Here is a 15,359-nt window from a genome sequence, read left to right on the forward strand (position 1 = left end):
GTGCTGCCCTTTCTTTCGATGGTTCGTCGATCTCCGCGCACAAGGGCCGGGCCTATCCGGCGGCAAGCGCCTCGGCCAGGCTCGGGGTAGCGGCGATGAGGCGCCGCGTGTACTCCTCCTGCGGGTTCGCGTAGATGTCCTCCGTCGCACCGGATTCGACGATCTGCCCGTCTCGCATCACGATGACGTCGGAGCACAGGTGTTTGACGACGCCGAGATCGTGGGAGACGAAGAGGAGGGTCAGCGCGTACTCATCGACGAGGTCGGTGAGCAGATTGAGCACCTGTGCGCGCACCGAGACGTCGAGGGCTGAGACCGGTTCGTCGGCGACGAGGATCTGCGGCCGGGTCACCAGGGCCCGGGCGATCGAGATCCGCTGTCTCTGACCACCCGAGAACTGATGCGGGTACCGGCGCAGGGAGTCCGAATCGAGGTCGACGGCTTCGATCATCTCCTCGACCCGTGTGGTGCGTTCGTCCCCGTCGACTCCGGCGGCGATGAGCGGCTCGGCCACGATATCGGCGATTCGCATCCGCGGGTCGAGCGAGGCGAACGGGTCTTGGAACACGATCTGCAGGTTCTCGCGCAGGCGGCGCAGAGCCTGTGAGCTCGCAGCTTCGACGCGTATGTCGCCGACGCGCACATGCCCGGAGGTCGGGCGGTCGAGGCCGGAGAGGATGCCCAGCAGAGTCGACTTCCCCGAGCCCGACTCCCCCACGATGCCCAGCCGTGCTCCGGCGGCAACGGTGAAGTCGATCCCGCCCAGGGCGGTGACGTCGGATCGTCTGCGCCCGAACAGTCCTCGTCCTCGGAAGACCCGGGTGACGTCCGAGGCCTCGATGAGCGGTGTCGATTCCCGCGCCGAGGCGGCACTGACGTCATCTGCCGTCGATTGCTCGACGGAGGTGCTGATGCTGCCCCCTCTGGTCGGGGCCGGCGCGTCCTCCTCGCCTCCGGAGTTCTCCCACTCCCCTGTTGCCGAGCCCGGCTCTGCTCCTTGGACCTGCGGTCCCGAGTAGGCGAGCGCGGTCTTCAGCGTGAAGAGTCGGCCGCGGTCATCGGTGGCCTCGAGATCCGAGGACGCCAGGAGTCCGCGTGTGTAGTCGTGCCGGGGTGCTGTGAAGATCTCGTCAACGCTGCCGGTCTCGACGATGCGGCCGCGGTACATGACGATGACCCGGTCGCAGACTCCGGCGACGACGGCGAGGTCGTGAGTGATGAACAGCAGTCCCGCCTCCACCGCCGCCACCCTTTCTGCGATGAGGTCGAGCATATGCTTCTGCACGGTGACGTCGAGGGCGGTGGTGGGCTCGTCGCAGATGAGCAGCCTCGGCGAGTTGGCCAGGGCGATCGCGAGCATGACCCGCTGCCGCTGTCCGCCCGACATCTGATGTGGGTAGGCGAACCGGGCGCTGTCCGGATCGGGCAGGTGGACGTCATGCAGCAGCTCGCGCACACGTGTCGGAATCTGCCCCCGCGGCACCTTGCCGTGGATGCGCAGCACTTCGGCGATCTGGTCGCCGATGCGCATGAGCGGGTTGAGTGCGCTCATGGGCTCCTGGAACACCATGGACACGATGTCCGAACGCAGTCCGGCCAGGGTCTTCTCGGTCGCGTCGAGGAGGTTCCCGGAATGTCCCTGCAGGTGCACCTGCCCGCGGGCGTGCAGCTCTTCGGGAAGCAGGCCCATCACGGACTGGGCGGTCAGGGATTTGCCGGAGCCGGATTCCCCGATGAGCCCGACCCGCTCCCCCGGTGCCAGGCTGAGGCTGACGTCGTGGAGCACCGGTGCGTCCGCGCCGGCCGGGGTGATGGTGAGATCACGGACGTCGAGCAGGTTCTCAGGCACCTCTGGCCTCCATCTTCGGGTCGAACCGGTCACGCAGCCCATCGCCGAGGAGGTTGAATCCGAGCACCGCGAGCGCAATGAACACTCCCGGCCACAGGGCGAGTTCGGGATGGGTGGACAGGTACTGCTGGGACTCCTGGAGCATCCGGCCCCACGAGGGAGTCGGGGCTTGGGTGCCGAGACCGAGGAAGGACAGCCCCGCCTCGGCGAGGACGGAGATCGCGAACGCCACGGAAGCCTGGACGATGACCATTCCGGCGATGTTCGGCAGCACATGGACCAACGCGATGGCCGGGACTCGTCTGTTCGAGGCCCGAGCGGCGCGCACGTAGTCGGAGCCGAGGACCTGCAGCGTCCCGGACCTCGCGACCCGGGCGAATCCCGGGATCGCGGCGATGCCGACTGCGACCATCGCCGGCCCCGTCCCCGGCGAGTAGACGGCGGCGAAGATGATCGCCAACAGCAGGGCGGGGAAGGCCAGCAGGATGTCGTTGGCGCGCATGATCACCGCATCGATCCACATCCCCCACGACTGCTTCGCGAAGAACGCGGCGATGATCCCAATCGGGGTGCCGATGAGCAGGGCGATGCCGACGGCGACGACCCCGACGAGCAGCGTGATACGGGCCCCGACCATCACCCAGGTCAGCGTGTCCCGACCGAAGGTGTCGGTGCCGAAGGGGTGGGCGAGGCTGCCGCTCTGTAGCCGGGCGACAGGATCGATCGAGTTCGGGTCGTACGGGGTCCACACGAAGGAGACGAGGGCGAGCCCGACGATGAGGACGACGAGTGCCGCACCGATGATCATCGACGCGTTCGTCCGTCGTCCGCCCTTTCGGGAACGGGGCTTCGCCGAGGCGGTCGTGCCGGTCTCGTGTGGGGTCGGGGCTCCGGTCGGGTTCGGGTTCATGCGGCGTTCCTGATGCGGGGGTCGACGATGGGCACGAGGATGTCGACGATGAGGTTGATGATGAGCACGAGCAGGACGAGGACCATGACGATGCCCTGAACCGCAACGAGGTCGCGGTTGGCCACGGCGCGGACGAGTTCGGAGCCGATACCGGGCAGAACGAAGATCTGCTCGATGATCACGGCCCCGACCAGCAGGGTGGCCAGCTGGACTCCGGCGACGGTGATGACGGGGATCGCCGCATTGCGCAGTCCGTGCACGAACAGTGCTTTCGACCTGGTCAGTCCCTTGGCGCGGGCGGTGCGGATGAAGTCTTCCCGCATCACGTCGAGCACGGCCGAGCGGACATAGCGGGTGAGGATCGCCGCCTGCACCAGCGCCAGCGACACGACCGGCAGGACGAGGCGAAGCAGGAAGCCGCCGAAGCCTTCGATCGGGGCCATCCAGCCTTGGGACGGGAACCATCCGAGGGTCAGCGAGAAGATGATGACGAGGATGATCGCGGCCAGGAAGTTCGGAATCGCGATGCCGACCTGGCTGATCGCCGAGATCGTCACACCGATCCAGTTGCGCTGTTCGAGTGCGGCGAAGGTGCCCAAAGGCACAGCGATGAGGATGGACAGGGCGATGGCGGCGATGACGAGGATCGCGGTGACCTGGACGCTGCCGACGATGACGGGAGTGATGTCGGCGCCGGTGACGTAGGAGGTGCCGAAGTCTCCGGTGAGCATTCCTCCCATCCAGTCGAAGTACCGGATGAGCGGTGGCCGGTCCAGCCCGTATTGGGCTTCGAGTGCCGCCACTGCCTCCGGGGTGGCGTTCGTTCCCAGAGCGACCTGCGCCGCATTCCCTGGCAGCAGGCTCATCAGTGCGAATACCGCCACCGAGGCGACGAGGAGGGACAGCGCGAACTGGATCGCGCGGCTGATCGCGTAGGTGAGCATCGACGTGTGTGGTCAGGCCCAGCCGAGGTCGGCGATCTTGAAAGCGTCGGAGACCCGGTTGGCGGGGATCCCTTCGATATCAGACTTGGCGATGACGAGGTTCGGGAACAGGAACAGGAAGTCCGAGGCGGCATCCTCGGTGATCGTCTTCGCGATCTCCTTCATTCCTGAGATGTACTCCTCCTCGGTGCCGGTATCGGCCTTCTCCGCGATCTTCTTGATCGTCGAGTCGTCGTAGCCGATGTAGTAGTCGTTGGAGAACACGGTGAGGATATCGCGCGGTTCGGCGTGGTTGATCACCGACATATCGAAATCATGTTCGGTGAACGTCTTGTCCAACCACACGGCCGGGAACTCCTGGGTCGAGACCTTCGCCTTCAGCCCGACCTCTTCGAGCTGGGCGGAGACGATTTCGGAGATCGCCTTCGCATAGGGCAGGTTGGGCACGGTGAAAGCGAACTCTTCGCCCTTGATCCCGGCTTCGTCGACGAGCTGTTCGGCCTTCTTCGGATCGTACTTCCACACCCCGGTGAGGTCTTCGTAGTACGGGTCGGTCGGGGGCACCATCGAGCCGATGAGTTCGCCGTAGCCGGCCCATGCGGTGTCGACGACGGCCTTGCGGTCGATCGCGTGCATCACGGCCTCACGCGCCTTCTTGTCCTTGAAGATGCCCTCGGCGTTGTTCATCGACAGCACGACTTCGCCGTTAGTGGTGCCGGAGACGATCTGGTAGTCATCGCTTTGGAACTCGCCGGCCAGTTCGGGTGCCTGGAGGTTGGAGACGAGGTCGATCTCTCCGGACTTCAGCGCGTTCGATGCGGAGACCGCATCCTTGAAGTACTTGAACTGGACCGTGTTCAGGGACGGCCTCTCGCCCCAGTAGTCGTCGCGGGCGGCGAAGTCGATGGACTGTCCGCGCGCGAACTTCTCGATCTCGAAGGGACCGGTGCCGATGGCCTCGTTGGCCAGATCCTTCGTCCCCTCGGTGTCGAAGACCGCTCCGACGAGGCTCGTGAGGTTGAACAGCCAGGTGTTCGAGGGCTTCTTCAGTTCGATCTCGACGGTGCCGTCATCCGGGGTGTCGATGGACTCGACGATGTCCATCTTGGATTTCAGCGCGTTCTTCCAGTCCTTCTGCACTCGCTCGTAGGAGTACTTCACGTCTTCGCTGGTGAGGTCCGCACCGTTGGAGAACTTCACTCCGTCGCGAAGCTCGAAGGTGTAGGTCTTGCGGTCATCTGACAGCGACCAGTCCTCGGCCAAAGCGGGCTGGATCTCGCCTTCGTCGTCCAGGCGGACGAGCGATTCGTAGACGTTCTCCATCAGCGCTTCGGGAATGGCGACTCCCGAGGTCGAGGTGAAGTCGAGATTGACCGGCTCGGCGGTGAACGCGATGGTCATCGAGTCCTTCTTCTGCGCATCGCCGCCGGTGTCGGAAGCGCCGGCCGAACAGCCCGTGATCAACAGGCTGGTGGCGACCGCTGCCGCCGCCCACGTCATGATGCGCGGAGTCTTCATCGTTCTCCTCGATTTCGCCGACCACGAAGAGGGTCGTTCGCCAACACTCAAGCATCGTCAGTGTATCCGAAGTTCTCAATTGATGAGGCGACTGTGTTCAGATGCTGGGCGTCTCGAGCAGACGCTTCAGAGGTTCGGCTCCTCGGCGAGGATCGCGGCCAGTGCGTCGAAGGCGAACCGGCGGTGGGAGCGGGAGTTCTTCTCCTCGGCGCTCATCTCTGCGGTGCTGATCTCTGAACCGTCGGGGACGAAGATCGGGTCGTACCCGAAGCCGTTCTCACCTTTGGGCTCGGTGGCCAGTCGTCCCGGCATCACACCCTCGGCGGTGAACTCGCGTCCGTCGGCGGTCACAGCGGCAGCTGCGCAGCGGAACTGTGCACCGCGGTGTTCGGCCGCGATATCGCCCAATTGGGCGAGCAGGAGCTCGAGGTTCGCCCGGTCGTCGCCGTGTCGACCGGCCCAGCGGGCGGAGAAGATCCCCGGTGCACCGCCGAGGACGTCGACGCTGATGCCCGAGTCGTCTGCGATGGCGGTGCGCCCGGTCGCAGCTGCAGCGGCACGCGCCTTGATGAGGGCGTTCTCGGTGAACGTGATCCCGGTTTCGGCGACATCGCCGAGCCCCGCCTCGGCGGCGGTGAGCACTTGGATGTCACTGCCGAGGACGGGCCCGAGGATGGTCAGCAGCTCTCGCTTCTTGCCCTCATTGTGAGTGGCGAGGACGAAGGTCGTCATCCTGCGAGCGCTTCGGACTGGATGCGGGTGAGTTCGGTGCAGCCGTGAGCGGCGAGATCGAGCAGCCTGCCGAGTTCATCGCGGTCGAAAGGTGCTCCTTCGGCGGTCCCCTGGACTTCGATGAACTTCCCGGAACCGGTCATGACGACATTCATATCGGTTTCGGCGCGTGAGTCCTCGACATAGGGCAGGTCGAGGAGCGGCTGTCCGTCGATGATGCCGACGCTGATGGCGGACAACGAGTCGATGATCGGCTGGTGGGCGGCGGGGATGAGCCCGGTCGAGCGTCCCTTGTCGATGGCCTTCGCCAGGGCCACGTAGGCTCCGGTGATCGACGCGGTGCGCGTGCCGCCGTCGGCTTGGAGGACGTCGCAGTCGAGGACGAGGGTGTTCTCGCCGAGCTTGTCCATGTCGATGACCGCGCGCAGGCTGCGGCCGATGAGGCGGGAGATCTCGTGGGTGCGTCCGCCCTGTTTGCCTTTGACGGACTCACGGGTGCTGCGGGAGTCGGTGGCCCGCGGCAGCATGGCGTATTCGGCGGTGACCCATCCGCGGCCCTGGCCCTTGAGCCAGCGCGGCACGCCTTCGGTCAGCGAGGCCGCGCAGAGGACGCGGGTGTTGCCGAATTCCACTAACGCGGACCCTTCGGCGGTGTTGATCCAGTCCGGTGTGATCCGGACTTCACGGAGTTCGTCTGCTGCACGGCCGTCTGCTCGCACTGTCTGCCTCTTTCGTCTCGGTGTAGCTGGTTTCTGTGGTCTGCCGGTGTCACGGACGGTCGGCGGCGCTGGGGTGCCGAGGTCCAGAGACTGCTGTTTCGTTCGGTTGCCTGGTCGAGGATCCTCATCGGCCGGTGGTCACCGGTTCATACGGTCCAGGTGGCTCCGGGTTTCGCGAGCTCGATGGGTCCACGGTACTCCCCAGCTGCCTCACCGCGGACGATGGAGCAGTCGGTCCAGATGGGGATATGGGTGAGCACGAGCGCTGCCGCCTCGGCGTTCTGCGCCACCCGGCCGGCGCGCTTGCCGGTGAGATGGATTCCGCGCGCAGTGTCACGGTCCTCCTGGAAAGCGGCTTCGCAGAGGAAGAGGTCGGCGCCCCTCGCTGCTTCGACGAGGTTGTCGCACTCATCGCTGTCACCGGAATAGGTGATGACCTTGCCGGTGGCATCCGTGATCCGCAGGGCGTAGGCCTCGACGGGGTGGTCGACGAGGAAGGCTTCGATGGTCAGTGAACCGATCTGGTGCCTGCTTCCGTGGTCGAGGTCGGAGAATTCGAAGGCGTGCTCGAAGTCCGAGTCGTCTCCCCCATTGGCGACCGGGGACTTTCCGGGATCCGTGTAGTAGGCCCGGAACAGTCGCTCCTTCGCACCAGCGGGGGCGAACACCGGGGTGCGGGTGCGGATCGTTCCGGTGTCGGAGATGTCGCCGTTGAAGAACTTCGGGTCGAAGCAGTGTTTGACGTAGAGCCCGGTCATGTCCATGCAGTGATCCGGGTGGAGGTGGCTGAGCACGATCCCGGAGAGACGATCGGTGTCGATCGTCTCCTGCAGGGGGCTGAGTGCACCGGACCCGAGGTCGAGGATGATGCGAGTGGGTGTGTCCTCATCGGTTTCGATGAGGTAGCAGCTGGCGAGGGCGCCGCGCCCCGGGAAGGAGCCGGCGGTGCCGATAGCGGTGAGTCTCATATCTCGTCATCCCCCTGCGTCTGGTCCAGCAAGGTCGTTGTCAGTCGGTCCTGAATCCAGGTCAGGAAGTCGTACAGGGTCAGGGTGAGGTCTTCCGATTCGGAGAGGTCCTCGCGGTGGGCGTACTTCTCCTCCTGCGCCTCCTCGGTGTCGATTCCGAGGCGGACGGCGAAGACGAGTCGCAGATCATTGAGGCCCTTCATCCATGCGAGCACTTCGTCCCGAGTCAGGGGGATGTCGTTGCCCTTGCTCAGTCCCAGCAGCACGATGCGCACATTGTGCGCCTTGGCCTGTTTGAGATCGAACTCGGTGAGGCGGCGGAACTCCGCTGAACGCTCTTCGTCGTCGGGGTCGACGTCGGGCAGCAGGCGCAGCAGTGCCGGGTCCTCCGGTCGGGGTCGGTCGACGAGTCCGAGTCGAGCTTCCCAGTTCTCCGAGTCGGGGCGGTCGTCATCGCTGTCACTGTCTTCGGCCAGCAGAGCTGCGAGATCGGTGAACACGGTGAGCATGAGCGAGCGTTCGTTGTCTTGCAGAGTGAGGACGACGTCGTCCCCTCGTGCGTCGATGGCTGCCATGTGTCAGTCGGATCCTGAATCGGGTTGGCACGCGGCCCACAGGCCGTATTCGTGCATCGCTTGGGTATCTCGTTCCATCGCTTCACGACCTCCGGTGGCGACCACGGAGCGCCCGTTCTCATGGACTTCGAGCATGAGCGAGTGGGCCTTCTCCTCGGAGTATCCGAAGTAGGTCTGGAACACGAAGCTGACATAGCTCATGAGGTTGACCGGGTCGTTGAAGACCACGGTCCTCCAGGGCTTGGCCAGGCTCTCGGAGGGACGGACGTCGACCTCCGGCTCCAGGACTGGTGTCGTTGGATTGCTCACGTTTCCACCTTACGGCAGAACACTGACGCTGTCGTGACGTAAGATCGCGCCTATGAGTGATCTCACACGGACCGATTCGACGGCATTCTTCACGGATCAGTACGAATTGACGATGGTGCAGGCCGCCTTGGAATCCGGCGCCGCCCACCGCAAGAGCCTCTTCGAGGTATTCGGTCGCAGTCTTCCCGCGGGCCGCCGCTACGGCGTCGTCGCCGGTACCGGTCGAATCCTCGAGATGATCCGTGACTTCCGCTTCGGCGATGCCGAGCTGTCGTTCCTCAGCAGGGAGAACATCGTCGACTCGCGCACCATCGACTGGCTGGCGAATTTTCGGTTCTCCGGCAATATCCGCGGCTATGCCGAAGGTGAGATCTACTTCCCGGGATCTCCGCTGCTCACGATCGAATCGACATTCGCCGAGGGCGTCATCCTGGAGACGCTCATCCTCTCGGCGATGAACTTCGACTGCGCGGTCGCTTCGGCGGCATCTCGAATGGCCCAGGCGGCCGGAGATCGGCCGTGCGCGGAGATGGGCGGGCGACGCACGAACGAGCATGCGGCGGTGGCAGCGGCTCGGGCCGCTGTCATCGGCGGTTTCGCTTCGACCTCGAACCTGGCCGCAGGTCTGCAGTACGGTCTGCGCACGATCGGCACCTCGGCCCATTCGTTCACGCTCCTCCACGATTCCGAACGGGAGGCCTTCGCCGCCCAGCTGAAGTCACTGGGCACCGACACGACTCTGCTCCTGGACACCTACGACGTCGACGAGGCGCTGGCCACGGCAGTCGAACTGGCCGGGCCGAACCTCGGCGGTGTGCGCATCGATTCCGGTGACCTCATCGAACAGGCCAGTGAGGTGCGGGAGAGTTTGGACCGGCTCGGAGCCCACGACACGACGATCACCGTCACCAGCGACCTCGACGAATATGCGATCGCTGCACTCGCCGCCTCCCCCGTGGATTCCTATGGTGTCGGCACGCGCGTAGTCACCGGTTCCGGCGCCCCGGCCGCCGGGCTGGTGTACAAGCTCGTGGCCCGCGCCGATGAAGCCGGCGAATGGACCTCGGTGGCCAAGCATTCTTCCGGCAAGCCCTCACGGGGCGGACACAAGGAGGCGCTTCGCCTCGTCGACGGCCCGATCGCGGTCGAGGAGGCGGTCGGCATTCCGACCCTGCCCGATGACCTCGGCGAAGGACGTCGACTCAGCGTCGACCTCGTCGTCGACGGTGAGATCGACGAGTCGTTCATCGGTGCGGCCGGCGTGAAACAGGCCTGCGCCCGTCATGACGAATCCTTGGCGGAGCTGCCGCGTTCGGCCCGCAGGCTCCAAGCCGGCGAGCCCGCGATCCCCACCGTGTTCTATTCCGCCTGATCCGCACCCGCTGAACAGGCCCGGCACCGGGTCTCACTTCTTGCCGATGAACCAGCCCTGCAGCTTCGCGATCCGGGCTTGAATCTGCTCGCGCGTGGCTTGGGCGACGGCAGGTCCCCCGCAGGCCTTGCGGAGTTCGACATGCACGTTCTGGTGGGGTGTGCCGGTACGTCTCGACCATGCGCCGACGAGGCTCTGGAGCTGGTTGCGCTCTTCCTTCATCGCCCGGTGTTCGAGTTCGCTCGTCTCCGTCTCGGGGGCCGGGGGCGCCGCCGCGGTCTTGCGCTTCGCCTGCCTGGCCTGCTGGGTGCTCAGCAGCTCGCGCACCTGGTCGGGTTCGAGCAGACCGGGAATGCCGATGAAGTCGAGTTCGTCCTCGGAGCCGATCGCACCGCCGGTGCCGAATTCACCGCCGTCGTAGAGCACACGGTCGAACAGGGCTTCGGCGCCGAGCGCTTCGAAGGATCCCAGCTGGTCGGCAGAGGCGCTCTCGCTGCGGTTCGCCTGCTCCATGGCCTGCTCATCGAAGACGACGACGTCGTTCTCGTCCTCGTTCTTCGGCCGGTCCAGGGCATGGTCACGTTCGACTTCCATCGTGTTCGCCAAGGCCATGAGGATCGGCACCGACGGCAGGAAAACCGAAGCGGTCTCGCCGCGTTTGCGGGCACGCACGAAACGGCCGATGGCCTGTGCGAAGAACAGCGGAGTCGCCGAGGAGGTCGCGTAGACGCCGACGCACAGTCGGGGAACGTCGACGCCCTCGGACACCATGCGCACTGCGACCATCCACCGGTCGGTGGAGTTCTGGAACTGTTCGATCCGCGCTGAGGCTCCCGCCTCGTCGGAGAGCACCACGGTCGGTTTCTCCCCGGTGATCTCGTGCAGGCGCTTAGCGTATGCACGTGCCGCCTCTTGGTCGGTGGCGATGACGAGGCCCCCGGCGTCGTGAACGGTGCGACGGACTTCGGTCAGTCGCATATCGGCAGCCTTGAGGACCGCCGGAATCCAGTCGCCCTTCGGGTCGAGGGCTGTGCGCCAGGCCTGCGAGTTGATGTCCTTCGTCGTCTCTTCGCCGAGGACATGCGACATCTCATCGCCGGCCTTGGTCCGCCATGTCATGGCACCGGCGTAGGCGAGGAAGAGCACGGGACGGACGACGCCGTCTTTGAGCGCACGACCGTAGCCGTAGGAATAGTCCGCGACCGAGGTGCGGATCCCGTTCTCGTCGGGAGCGTAGGTGACGAACGGGATCGGTGAGGTGTCCGACCGGAATGGTGTTCCGGTCAGGGACAGGCGGCGGACCGCAGGACCGAAAGCCTCCCGCACGGCATCGCCCCAGGACAGGGCGTCGCCGCCGTGGTGGACCTCGTCGAGGATGACAAGCGTTCGGCCCGCGGCGGTCCGGTTGTGGTGGAGCACTGGTTTCGCCGCCACCTGAGCATAGGTCAGGGCCACACCGTGATATCCGGGCGCGTGCTTGCCTTGTGAGTTCTTGAAGTGCGGGTCGAGCTTGATGCCCACACGTGCCGCCGAGTCGGCCCACTGCACCTTGAGGTGTTCGGTGGGAGCGACGACGGTGACCCGGTTGACGACTCGCTGGGCCAGCAGTTCCGCAGCCAGCCGCAGAGCGAAGGTCGTCTTACCGGCGCCGGGGGTCGCGACCGCGAGGAAGTCCTTGGGCTGCTCCTGGAAGTAGAGTTCGAGAGCCTCCGCCTGCCAGGCACGCAACTTTCCGGCCGTTCCCCACGCCGCGCGCTCGGGGAATGCCGGTGGAAGTTGTTCTGCAGCGGAGGTCCCTGGTGCTGTTGGGAGACGATCCGCGGACATCTACTCCTGTGGTCCTTCGGACATCGACTCGTAGATCTCTTTGCACTTGGGGCAGATCGGGAAGCGCTCGGGGTTGCGTGTGGGGACCCACACCTTTCCGCACAAGGCGATCAGCGGAGTCCCGGTCACCATGGACTCCATGATCTTGTCCTTGGGCGCGTAGTGGCTGAAGCGCTCATGGTCTCCGGGCTCGACTAGCTGCTCGGACTGCTCGCGCTCGATCGTTGCTGAACCGCCTGTAGCTGGAATGGTCATGGCTCCATTGTAGTTCCCTAGAATGAGAGTCATGGACCAGGCCTACGACGATTCCCTCACAGAACGCTATCGCGAGCTCAGCGATGACATCGCCGCGGCGGTCGCCGTGGTCTCTGCCACCCGAGGCAGTGCACTGCACGCGATCACCGTCGATTCTTTCCTCGACGTGTCCTACGATCCCCCGACGATGGCGGTCAGCGTCTACTCCGGGTCACGGATGATGGAGACGCTGGAGACCAGTTCTCATTTTGCGATCTCGCTTCTCAATTCCGATCAGCGCGACATCTCCGAACGCCTCGGTGCCTCCGGGCAGCCGCTGTACGGCTCGCTCCAAGGCATTGACACCTTCCCCGCCCCGGAGGCCGGGCAGCCGGTGCTCACCGAGGCGGTCGCCTGGTTCGAGCTCGAACTCACCGAGGTGCTCGAGGTGGCCACGCACAACATCGTCGTCGGCGAGGTGGTGTCCATGGGCGCTGGAGCGAACGCGGGAACCAGCCGCCCTCTGCTGCGGTGGCGCAAGGCCTACGGGACCATCGGAAAGCGCTGAAACCCGCGAACGCATCCTGAGGCGATGAAAGCGGAGAGCCCCGACCCGACCGGTCCGGCTTCATGCAGAAGCCGTCCGGCACGGGGACGGGGCTCTCCGACGATCGTCACGATCCGCCGTGCCGATGTGTCGACACAAGGGATCCGTTCCGTCAACTGGTCACACGACTCCCTGAGCGAGCATCGCCTCGGAGACGCGGATGAAGCCGGCGATATTGGCCCCGGCGACGTAGTCTCCGGGCGAGCCGAATTCGTCGGCAGCAGCGGCACAGCTGTCGTGGACATCGCCCATGATCTCGGCCAGACGTGCTTCGGTGAAGTCGAAGTCCCATGAGTCGCGGCTGGCGTTCTGCTGCATCTCGAGGGCGCTGGTGCCGACGCCGCCGGCGTTCGCAGCCTTGCCGGGAGCGAAGAGTACGCCGGCGTCTGCGAAGATCTTCACGGCCTCCGGGGTGCAGGGCATGTTCGCGCCTTCGGCGAGGGCGATGACGCCGTTCTTGACCAGGGTCGCTGCCGACTGTCCGTCGAGTTCGTTCTGTGTCGCACACGGAAGTGCGACGTCGACCTCGACGTCCCAGACGTTGCCGCCCTCGTGGTAGGTCGAGCGCCCGCCGCGCTGCTCGACATATTCGGAGATGCGTCCGCGCTCGTCGAACTTGATGCGCTTCACGAGCTCGGTGTCGATGCCGTCCGGGTCGTGGATGAATCCGGCCGAGTCGGACATCGTGATGACGGTGCCGCCGAAGGCCGCGACTTTCTCAGCGGCGTATACGGCGACATTTCCGGACCCGGAAATCGAGACGGTGCGGCCGTCGATGTTCTTCTTCGCGGCGGCCAGCATGTCCTTGAGGAAGTAGACGACTCCGAATCCGGTGGCTTCTGTGCGAACCATGGAGCCGCCGTAGGACAGTCCCTTGCCGGTGAGCACTCCTGCTTCATAGGAGTTCGTCATTCTCTTGTACTGGCCGAAGAGGTAGCCGATCTCCCGCCCGCCGACGCCGATGTCTCCGGCGGGCACATCGCGGTATTCGCCGATGTGGCGGAACAGCTCGGTCATCAGCGACTGACAGAAGCGCATGACTTCCTGGTCGCTGCGGCCCTTCGGATCGAAGTCCGCTCCGCCCTTGCCGCCGCCGATGGGCAGGCCGGTAATGGCGTTCTTGAAGATCTGTTCGAAGCCGAGGAACTTGACGATGCCGAGGTTCACAGAGGGGTGGAAGCGCATTCCGCCCTTGTACGGACCGAGCGCCGAGTTGAACTGCACTCGGAAGGCACGGTTGATCTGCACGTCACCGGAGTCATCGATCCAGGGAACCCGGAAGATGATCTGGCGCTCTGGCTCACACAGGCGTTCGAGCGCTGAGAGTTCCAGGTATTCGGGGTGCTTGTCCACGACGGGGCCCAGGGAATAGAGAACTTCCTGTACCGCTTGGTGAAACTCCGACTCTCCAGGGTTGCGCTGGAGCACCGTGTCGAAGATTGGCTGCAGTGATGGATGTAGACTCATGCGCACAAACATACCGTGACCCGTATAACAACCTTCCGAGCGACCAGATAATGGACAGCGTTGTCTGCTCACTTCAAGTGGGATATAAGTCGCCGAGCGCTGTCTTTGCAGTGATTCCGGCCGTGATTAGCGATGAAATCTGCGTTGGCTGGTCATGAAATTGCCTATGGCAGACCGTGAAATCGGGGACGGGTGGGAATGAGACCCACAGTGGCAGAATGGCATCCATGAATATTGCGGAATACTGGCCGCCCTTTGCTCTTCACTTGAGTTCCGGCGATATGGAGCTCAGTCCGGTACGAGACTCAGACCTGCCGGAGCTGGCGACAATCGCCGGCGGAGGTGTGCGTCGAGACGGGGTGCAAGCCTTCCTCGTCGACTGGGATTCGGGTAACGACGCCGAGATCACACGAAGCCTCGCCCAGTACCACTGGAACACGCGCGCCACGCTCACCGTAGAGTCGTGGACCATCGAGTTCGCAGTCCGCGTCGGAGGAGAGGTCATCGGAGTCCAGGGCGTCTCTGCGCAGCAGTTTCCTCTCACCCGAACAGTGTCTACGGGTTCGTGGCTGAGCAAGGACAAACAAGGTCAAGGTTTCGGTACCCGAATGCGGTCGTTGGTCGTTGGGGCCTTCATCCGAGAGTTCGGGACGCGCAGGTTCGACACCGGCTACGTCGAGGGCAATCTCGCCAGTCGGAGGGTCTCGGAGAAAATCGGCTACTCCCCCAATGGGACGCGCAGCATTGTGGCTCAGAACGGGACAGCAAGCACAGAGAATCTCATGGTGCTGTTCTCCGAAGACTACCCATACTCAATGGATGACATAGACGTCAGCGGTGCCGAAGAAGTCCGCGCATTCCTAGGACTCACAGACTGACCCTGCACACGCTGCAAGTCGAAATCCCGCGAGCCCACACCGCCGGCTGCCCACCACCCAGCAGCCCACATCTTCAACCTCGTTCAAGCCTTAGCGCATCCATCAACAAGTGCACCTATCGACAAACGCGGTAAGCCTTGAACGAGCGCACACGTACGTGAATGCGAAAAAGGGCGGGGCCCCATCCCAACTGGTATTCACCAGTCGGGACGGAACCCCTCCCCACACAAAAGAGAAAGGGAGCCCACACAACCCCCGTATGAATACAAAAAAGGAAGGGGTCCTACCCGACATAACGTCGAGCCGGACCCCTCCCTCAAAAATATTGCGGCAGTCACTTACTCTCCCACAACCACCAAGTTGCAGTACCATCAGCGCGAATGGGCTTAGCTACCGGGATCGGAACGGTTAACCGGGCGTTTCCCCACCACTATCACCACCGCAAAACCA

Annotated in this window: 15 protein-coding genes and 1 rRNA gene; 3 read left to right on the forward strand and 13 right to left on the reverse strand. The window is 64.4% G+C overall.

Going from position 1 to position 15,359, the window contains the following annotated elements; translation table 11 throughout:
• Nucleotides 1-52 precede the first annotated feature (52 nt).
• The 9 genes from EB835_RS16940 to clpS form a co-directional block, all read right to left on the reverse strand.
• Nucleotides 53-1,849: a dipeptide ABC transporter ATP-binding protein gene (locus tag EB835_RS16940; protein WP_135810627.1), complete on the reverse strand. Its 1,797-nt coding sequence runs from the start codon at nucleotides 1,847-1,849 to the stop codon at nucleotides 53-55.
• Nucleotides 1,842-2,657 carry an ABC transporter permease gene (locus EB835_RS16945; RefSeq protein ID WP_240688814.1) on the reverse strand — a complete coding sequence of 272 codons (816 nt, stop codon included), beginning with the start codon at nucleotides 2,655-2,657 and terminating at the stop codon, nucleotides 1,842-1,844. Before EB835_RS16945 ends, EB835_RS16940 begins: the two co-directional genes overlap by 8 nt.
• 98 nt (nucleotides 2,658-2,755) lie before the next feature.
• Entirely contained in the window at nucleotides 2,756-3,703 is a 948-nt protein-coding gene (locus tag EB835_RS16950; protein WP_135810629.1) for an ABC transporter permease, read from the reverse strand.
• 12 nt (nucleotides 3,704-3,715) lie between these two features.
• The gene (locus EB835_RS16955) at nucleotides 3,716-5,221 is read right to left on the reverse strand and encodes an ABC transporter substrate-binding protein (RefSeq protein ID WP_135810630.1); all 1,506 of its coding nucleotides are present in this window, start codon (nucleotides 5,219-5,221) and stop codon (nucleotides 3,716-3,718) included.
• Nucleotides 5,222-5,347: 126 nt separating this feature from the next.
• Nucleotides 5,348-5,953, reverse strand: coding sequence for an RdgB/HAM1 family non-canonical purine NTP pyrophosphatase (gene rdgB, locus EB835_RS16960; RefSeq protein ID WP_135810631.1), 606 nt, complete (start codon nucleotides 5,951-5,953; stop codon nucleotides 5,348-5,350).
• Entirely contained in the window at nucleotides 5,950-6,672 is a 723-nt protein-coding gene (gene rph, locus EB835_RS16965) for a ribonuclease PH (protein ID WP_135810632.1), read from the reverse strand. The genes rdgB and rph overlap by 4 nt, the downstream gene beginning before the upstream one ends.
• A gap of 146 nt (nucleotides 6,673-6,818) precedes the next feature.
• On the reverse strand, nucleotides 6,819-7,640 hold the full coding sequence (locus tag EB835_RS16970) for an MBL fold metallo-hydrolase (protein ID WP_135810633.1): 822 nt from the start codon (nucleotides 7,638-7,640) through the stop codon (nucleotides 6,819-6,821).
• Nucleotides 7,637-8,215, reverse strand: coding sequence for a DUF2017 family protein (locus EB835_RS16975; protein ID WP_135810634.1), 579 nt, complete (start codon nucleotides 8,213-8,215; stop codon nucleotides 7,637-7,639). The genes EB835_RS16970 and EB835_RS16975 overlap by 4 nt, the downstream gene beginning before the upstream one ends.
• Before the next feature lie 3 nt (nucleotides 8,216-8,218).
• Nucleotides 8,219-8,524, reverse strand: coding sequence for an ATP-dependent Clp protease adapter ClpS (gene clpS, locus EB835_RS16980; RefSeq protein ID WP_135810635.1), 306 nt, complete (start codon nucleotides 8,522-8,524; stop codon nucleotides 8,219-8,221).
• A gap of 52 nt (nucleotides 8,525-8,576) precedes the next feature.
• Here clpS and EB835_RS16985 point away from each other — a divergent pair, with 52 nt between their 5' ends.
• A complete protein-coding gene (locus EB835_RS16985) occupies nucleotides 8,577-9,896 on the forward strand; it encodes a nicotinate phosphoribosyltransferase (RefSeq protein ID WP_135810636.1) in 1,320 nt (439 codons plus the stop codon).
• A gap of 33 nt (nucleotides 9,897-9,929) precedes the next feature.
• On the opposite strand, the gene EB835_RS16990 is transcribed toward EB835_RS16985, so the two are convergent.
• Both EB835_RS16990 and EB835_RS16995 read right to left on the reverse strand, forming a co-directional pair.
• Nucleotides 9,930-11,723 carry a DEAD/DEAH box helicase gene (locus EB835_RS16990; protein ID WP_135810637.1) on the reverse strand — a complete coding sequence of 598 codons (1,794 nt, stop codon included), beginning with the start codon at nucleotides 11,721-11,723 and terminating at the stop codon, nucleotides 9,930-9,932.
• The gene (locus EB835_RS16995) at nucleotides 11,724-11,978 is read right to left on the reverse strand and encodes a DUF3039 domain-containing protein (protein WP_135810638.1); all 255 of its coding nucleotides are present in this window, start codon (nucleotides 11,976-11,978) and stop codon (nucleotides 11,724-11,726) included.
• Nucleotides 11,979-12,009: 31 nt separating this feature from the next.
• Here EB835_RS16995 and EB835_RS17000 point away from each other — a divergent pair, with 31 nt between their 5' ends.
• Nucleotides 12,010-12,525 carry a flavin reductase family protein gene (locus tag EB835_RS17000; protein WP_135810639.1) on the forward strand — a complete coding sequence of 172 codons (516 nt, stop codon included), beginning with the start codon at nucleotides 12,010-12,012 and terminating at the stop codon, nucleotides 12,523-12,525.
• A gap of 159 nt (nucleotides 12,526-12,684) precedes the next feature.
• Here EB835_RS17000 and gdhA read toward each other — a convergent pair whose 3' ends face one another.
• Nucleotides 12,685-14,031: an NADP-specific glutamate dehydrogenase gene (gene gdhA, locus EB835_RS17005; protein ID WP_135810640.1), complete on the reverse strand. Its 1,347-nt coding sequence runs from the start codon at nucleotides 14,029-14,031 to the stop codon at nucleotides 12,685-12,687.
• A gap of 227 nt (nucleotides 14,032-14,258) precedes the next feature.
• On the opposite strand from gdhA, the gene EB835_RS17010 reads away from it, so the two are divergent.
• Nucleotides 14,259-14,909 (forward strand): GNAT family N-acetyltransferase, encoded by a 651-nt coding sequence (locus EB835_RS17010; protein WP_135810641.1) that lies wholly within the window; start codon nucleotides 14,259-14,261, stop codon nucleotides 14,907-14,909.
• A 325-nt stretch (nucleotides 14,910-15,234) separates the two neighbouring features.
• On the opposite strand, the gene rrf is transcribed toward EB835_RS17010, so the two are convergent.
• Nucleotides 15,235-15,353, reverse strand: a 5S ribosomal RNA gene (gene rrf, locus EB835_RS17015).
• Nucleotides 15,354-15,359 lie beyond the last annotated feature (6 nt).

The organism is Brevibacterium sp. S22 (genome assembly GCF_004745485.1).
In the GTDB taxonomy this organism is placed as follows: domain Bacteria; phylum Actinomycetota; class Actinomycetes; order Actinomycetales; family Brevibacteriaceae; genus Brevibacterium.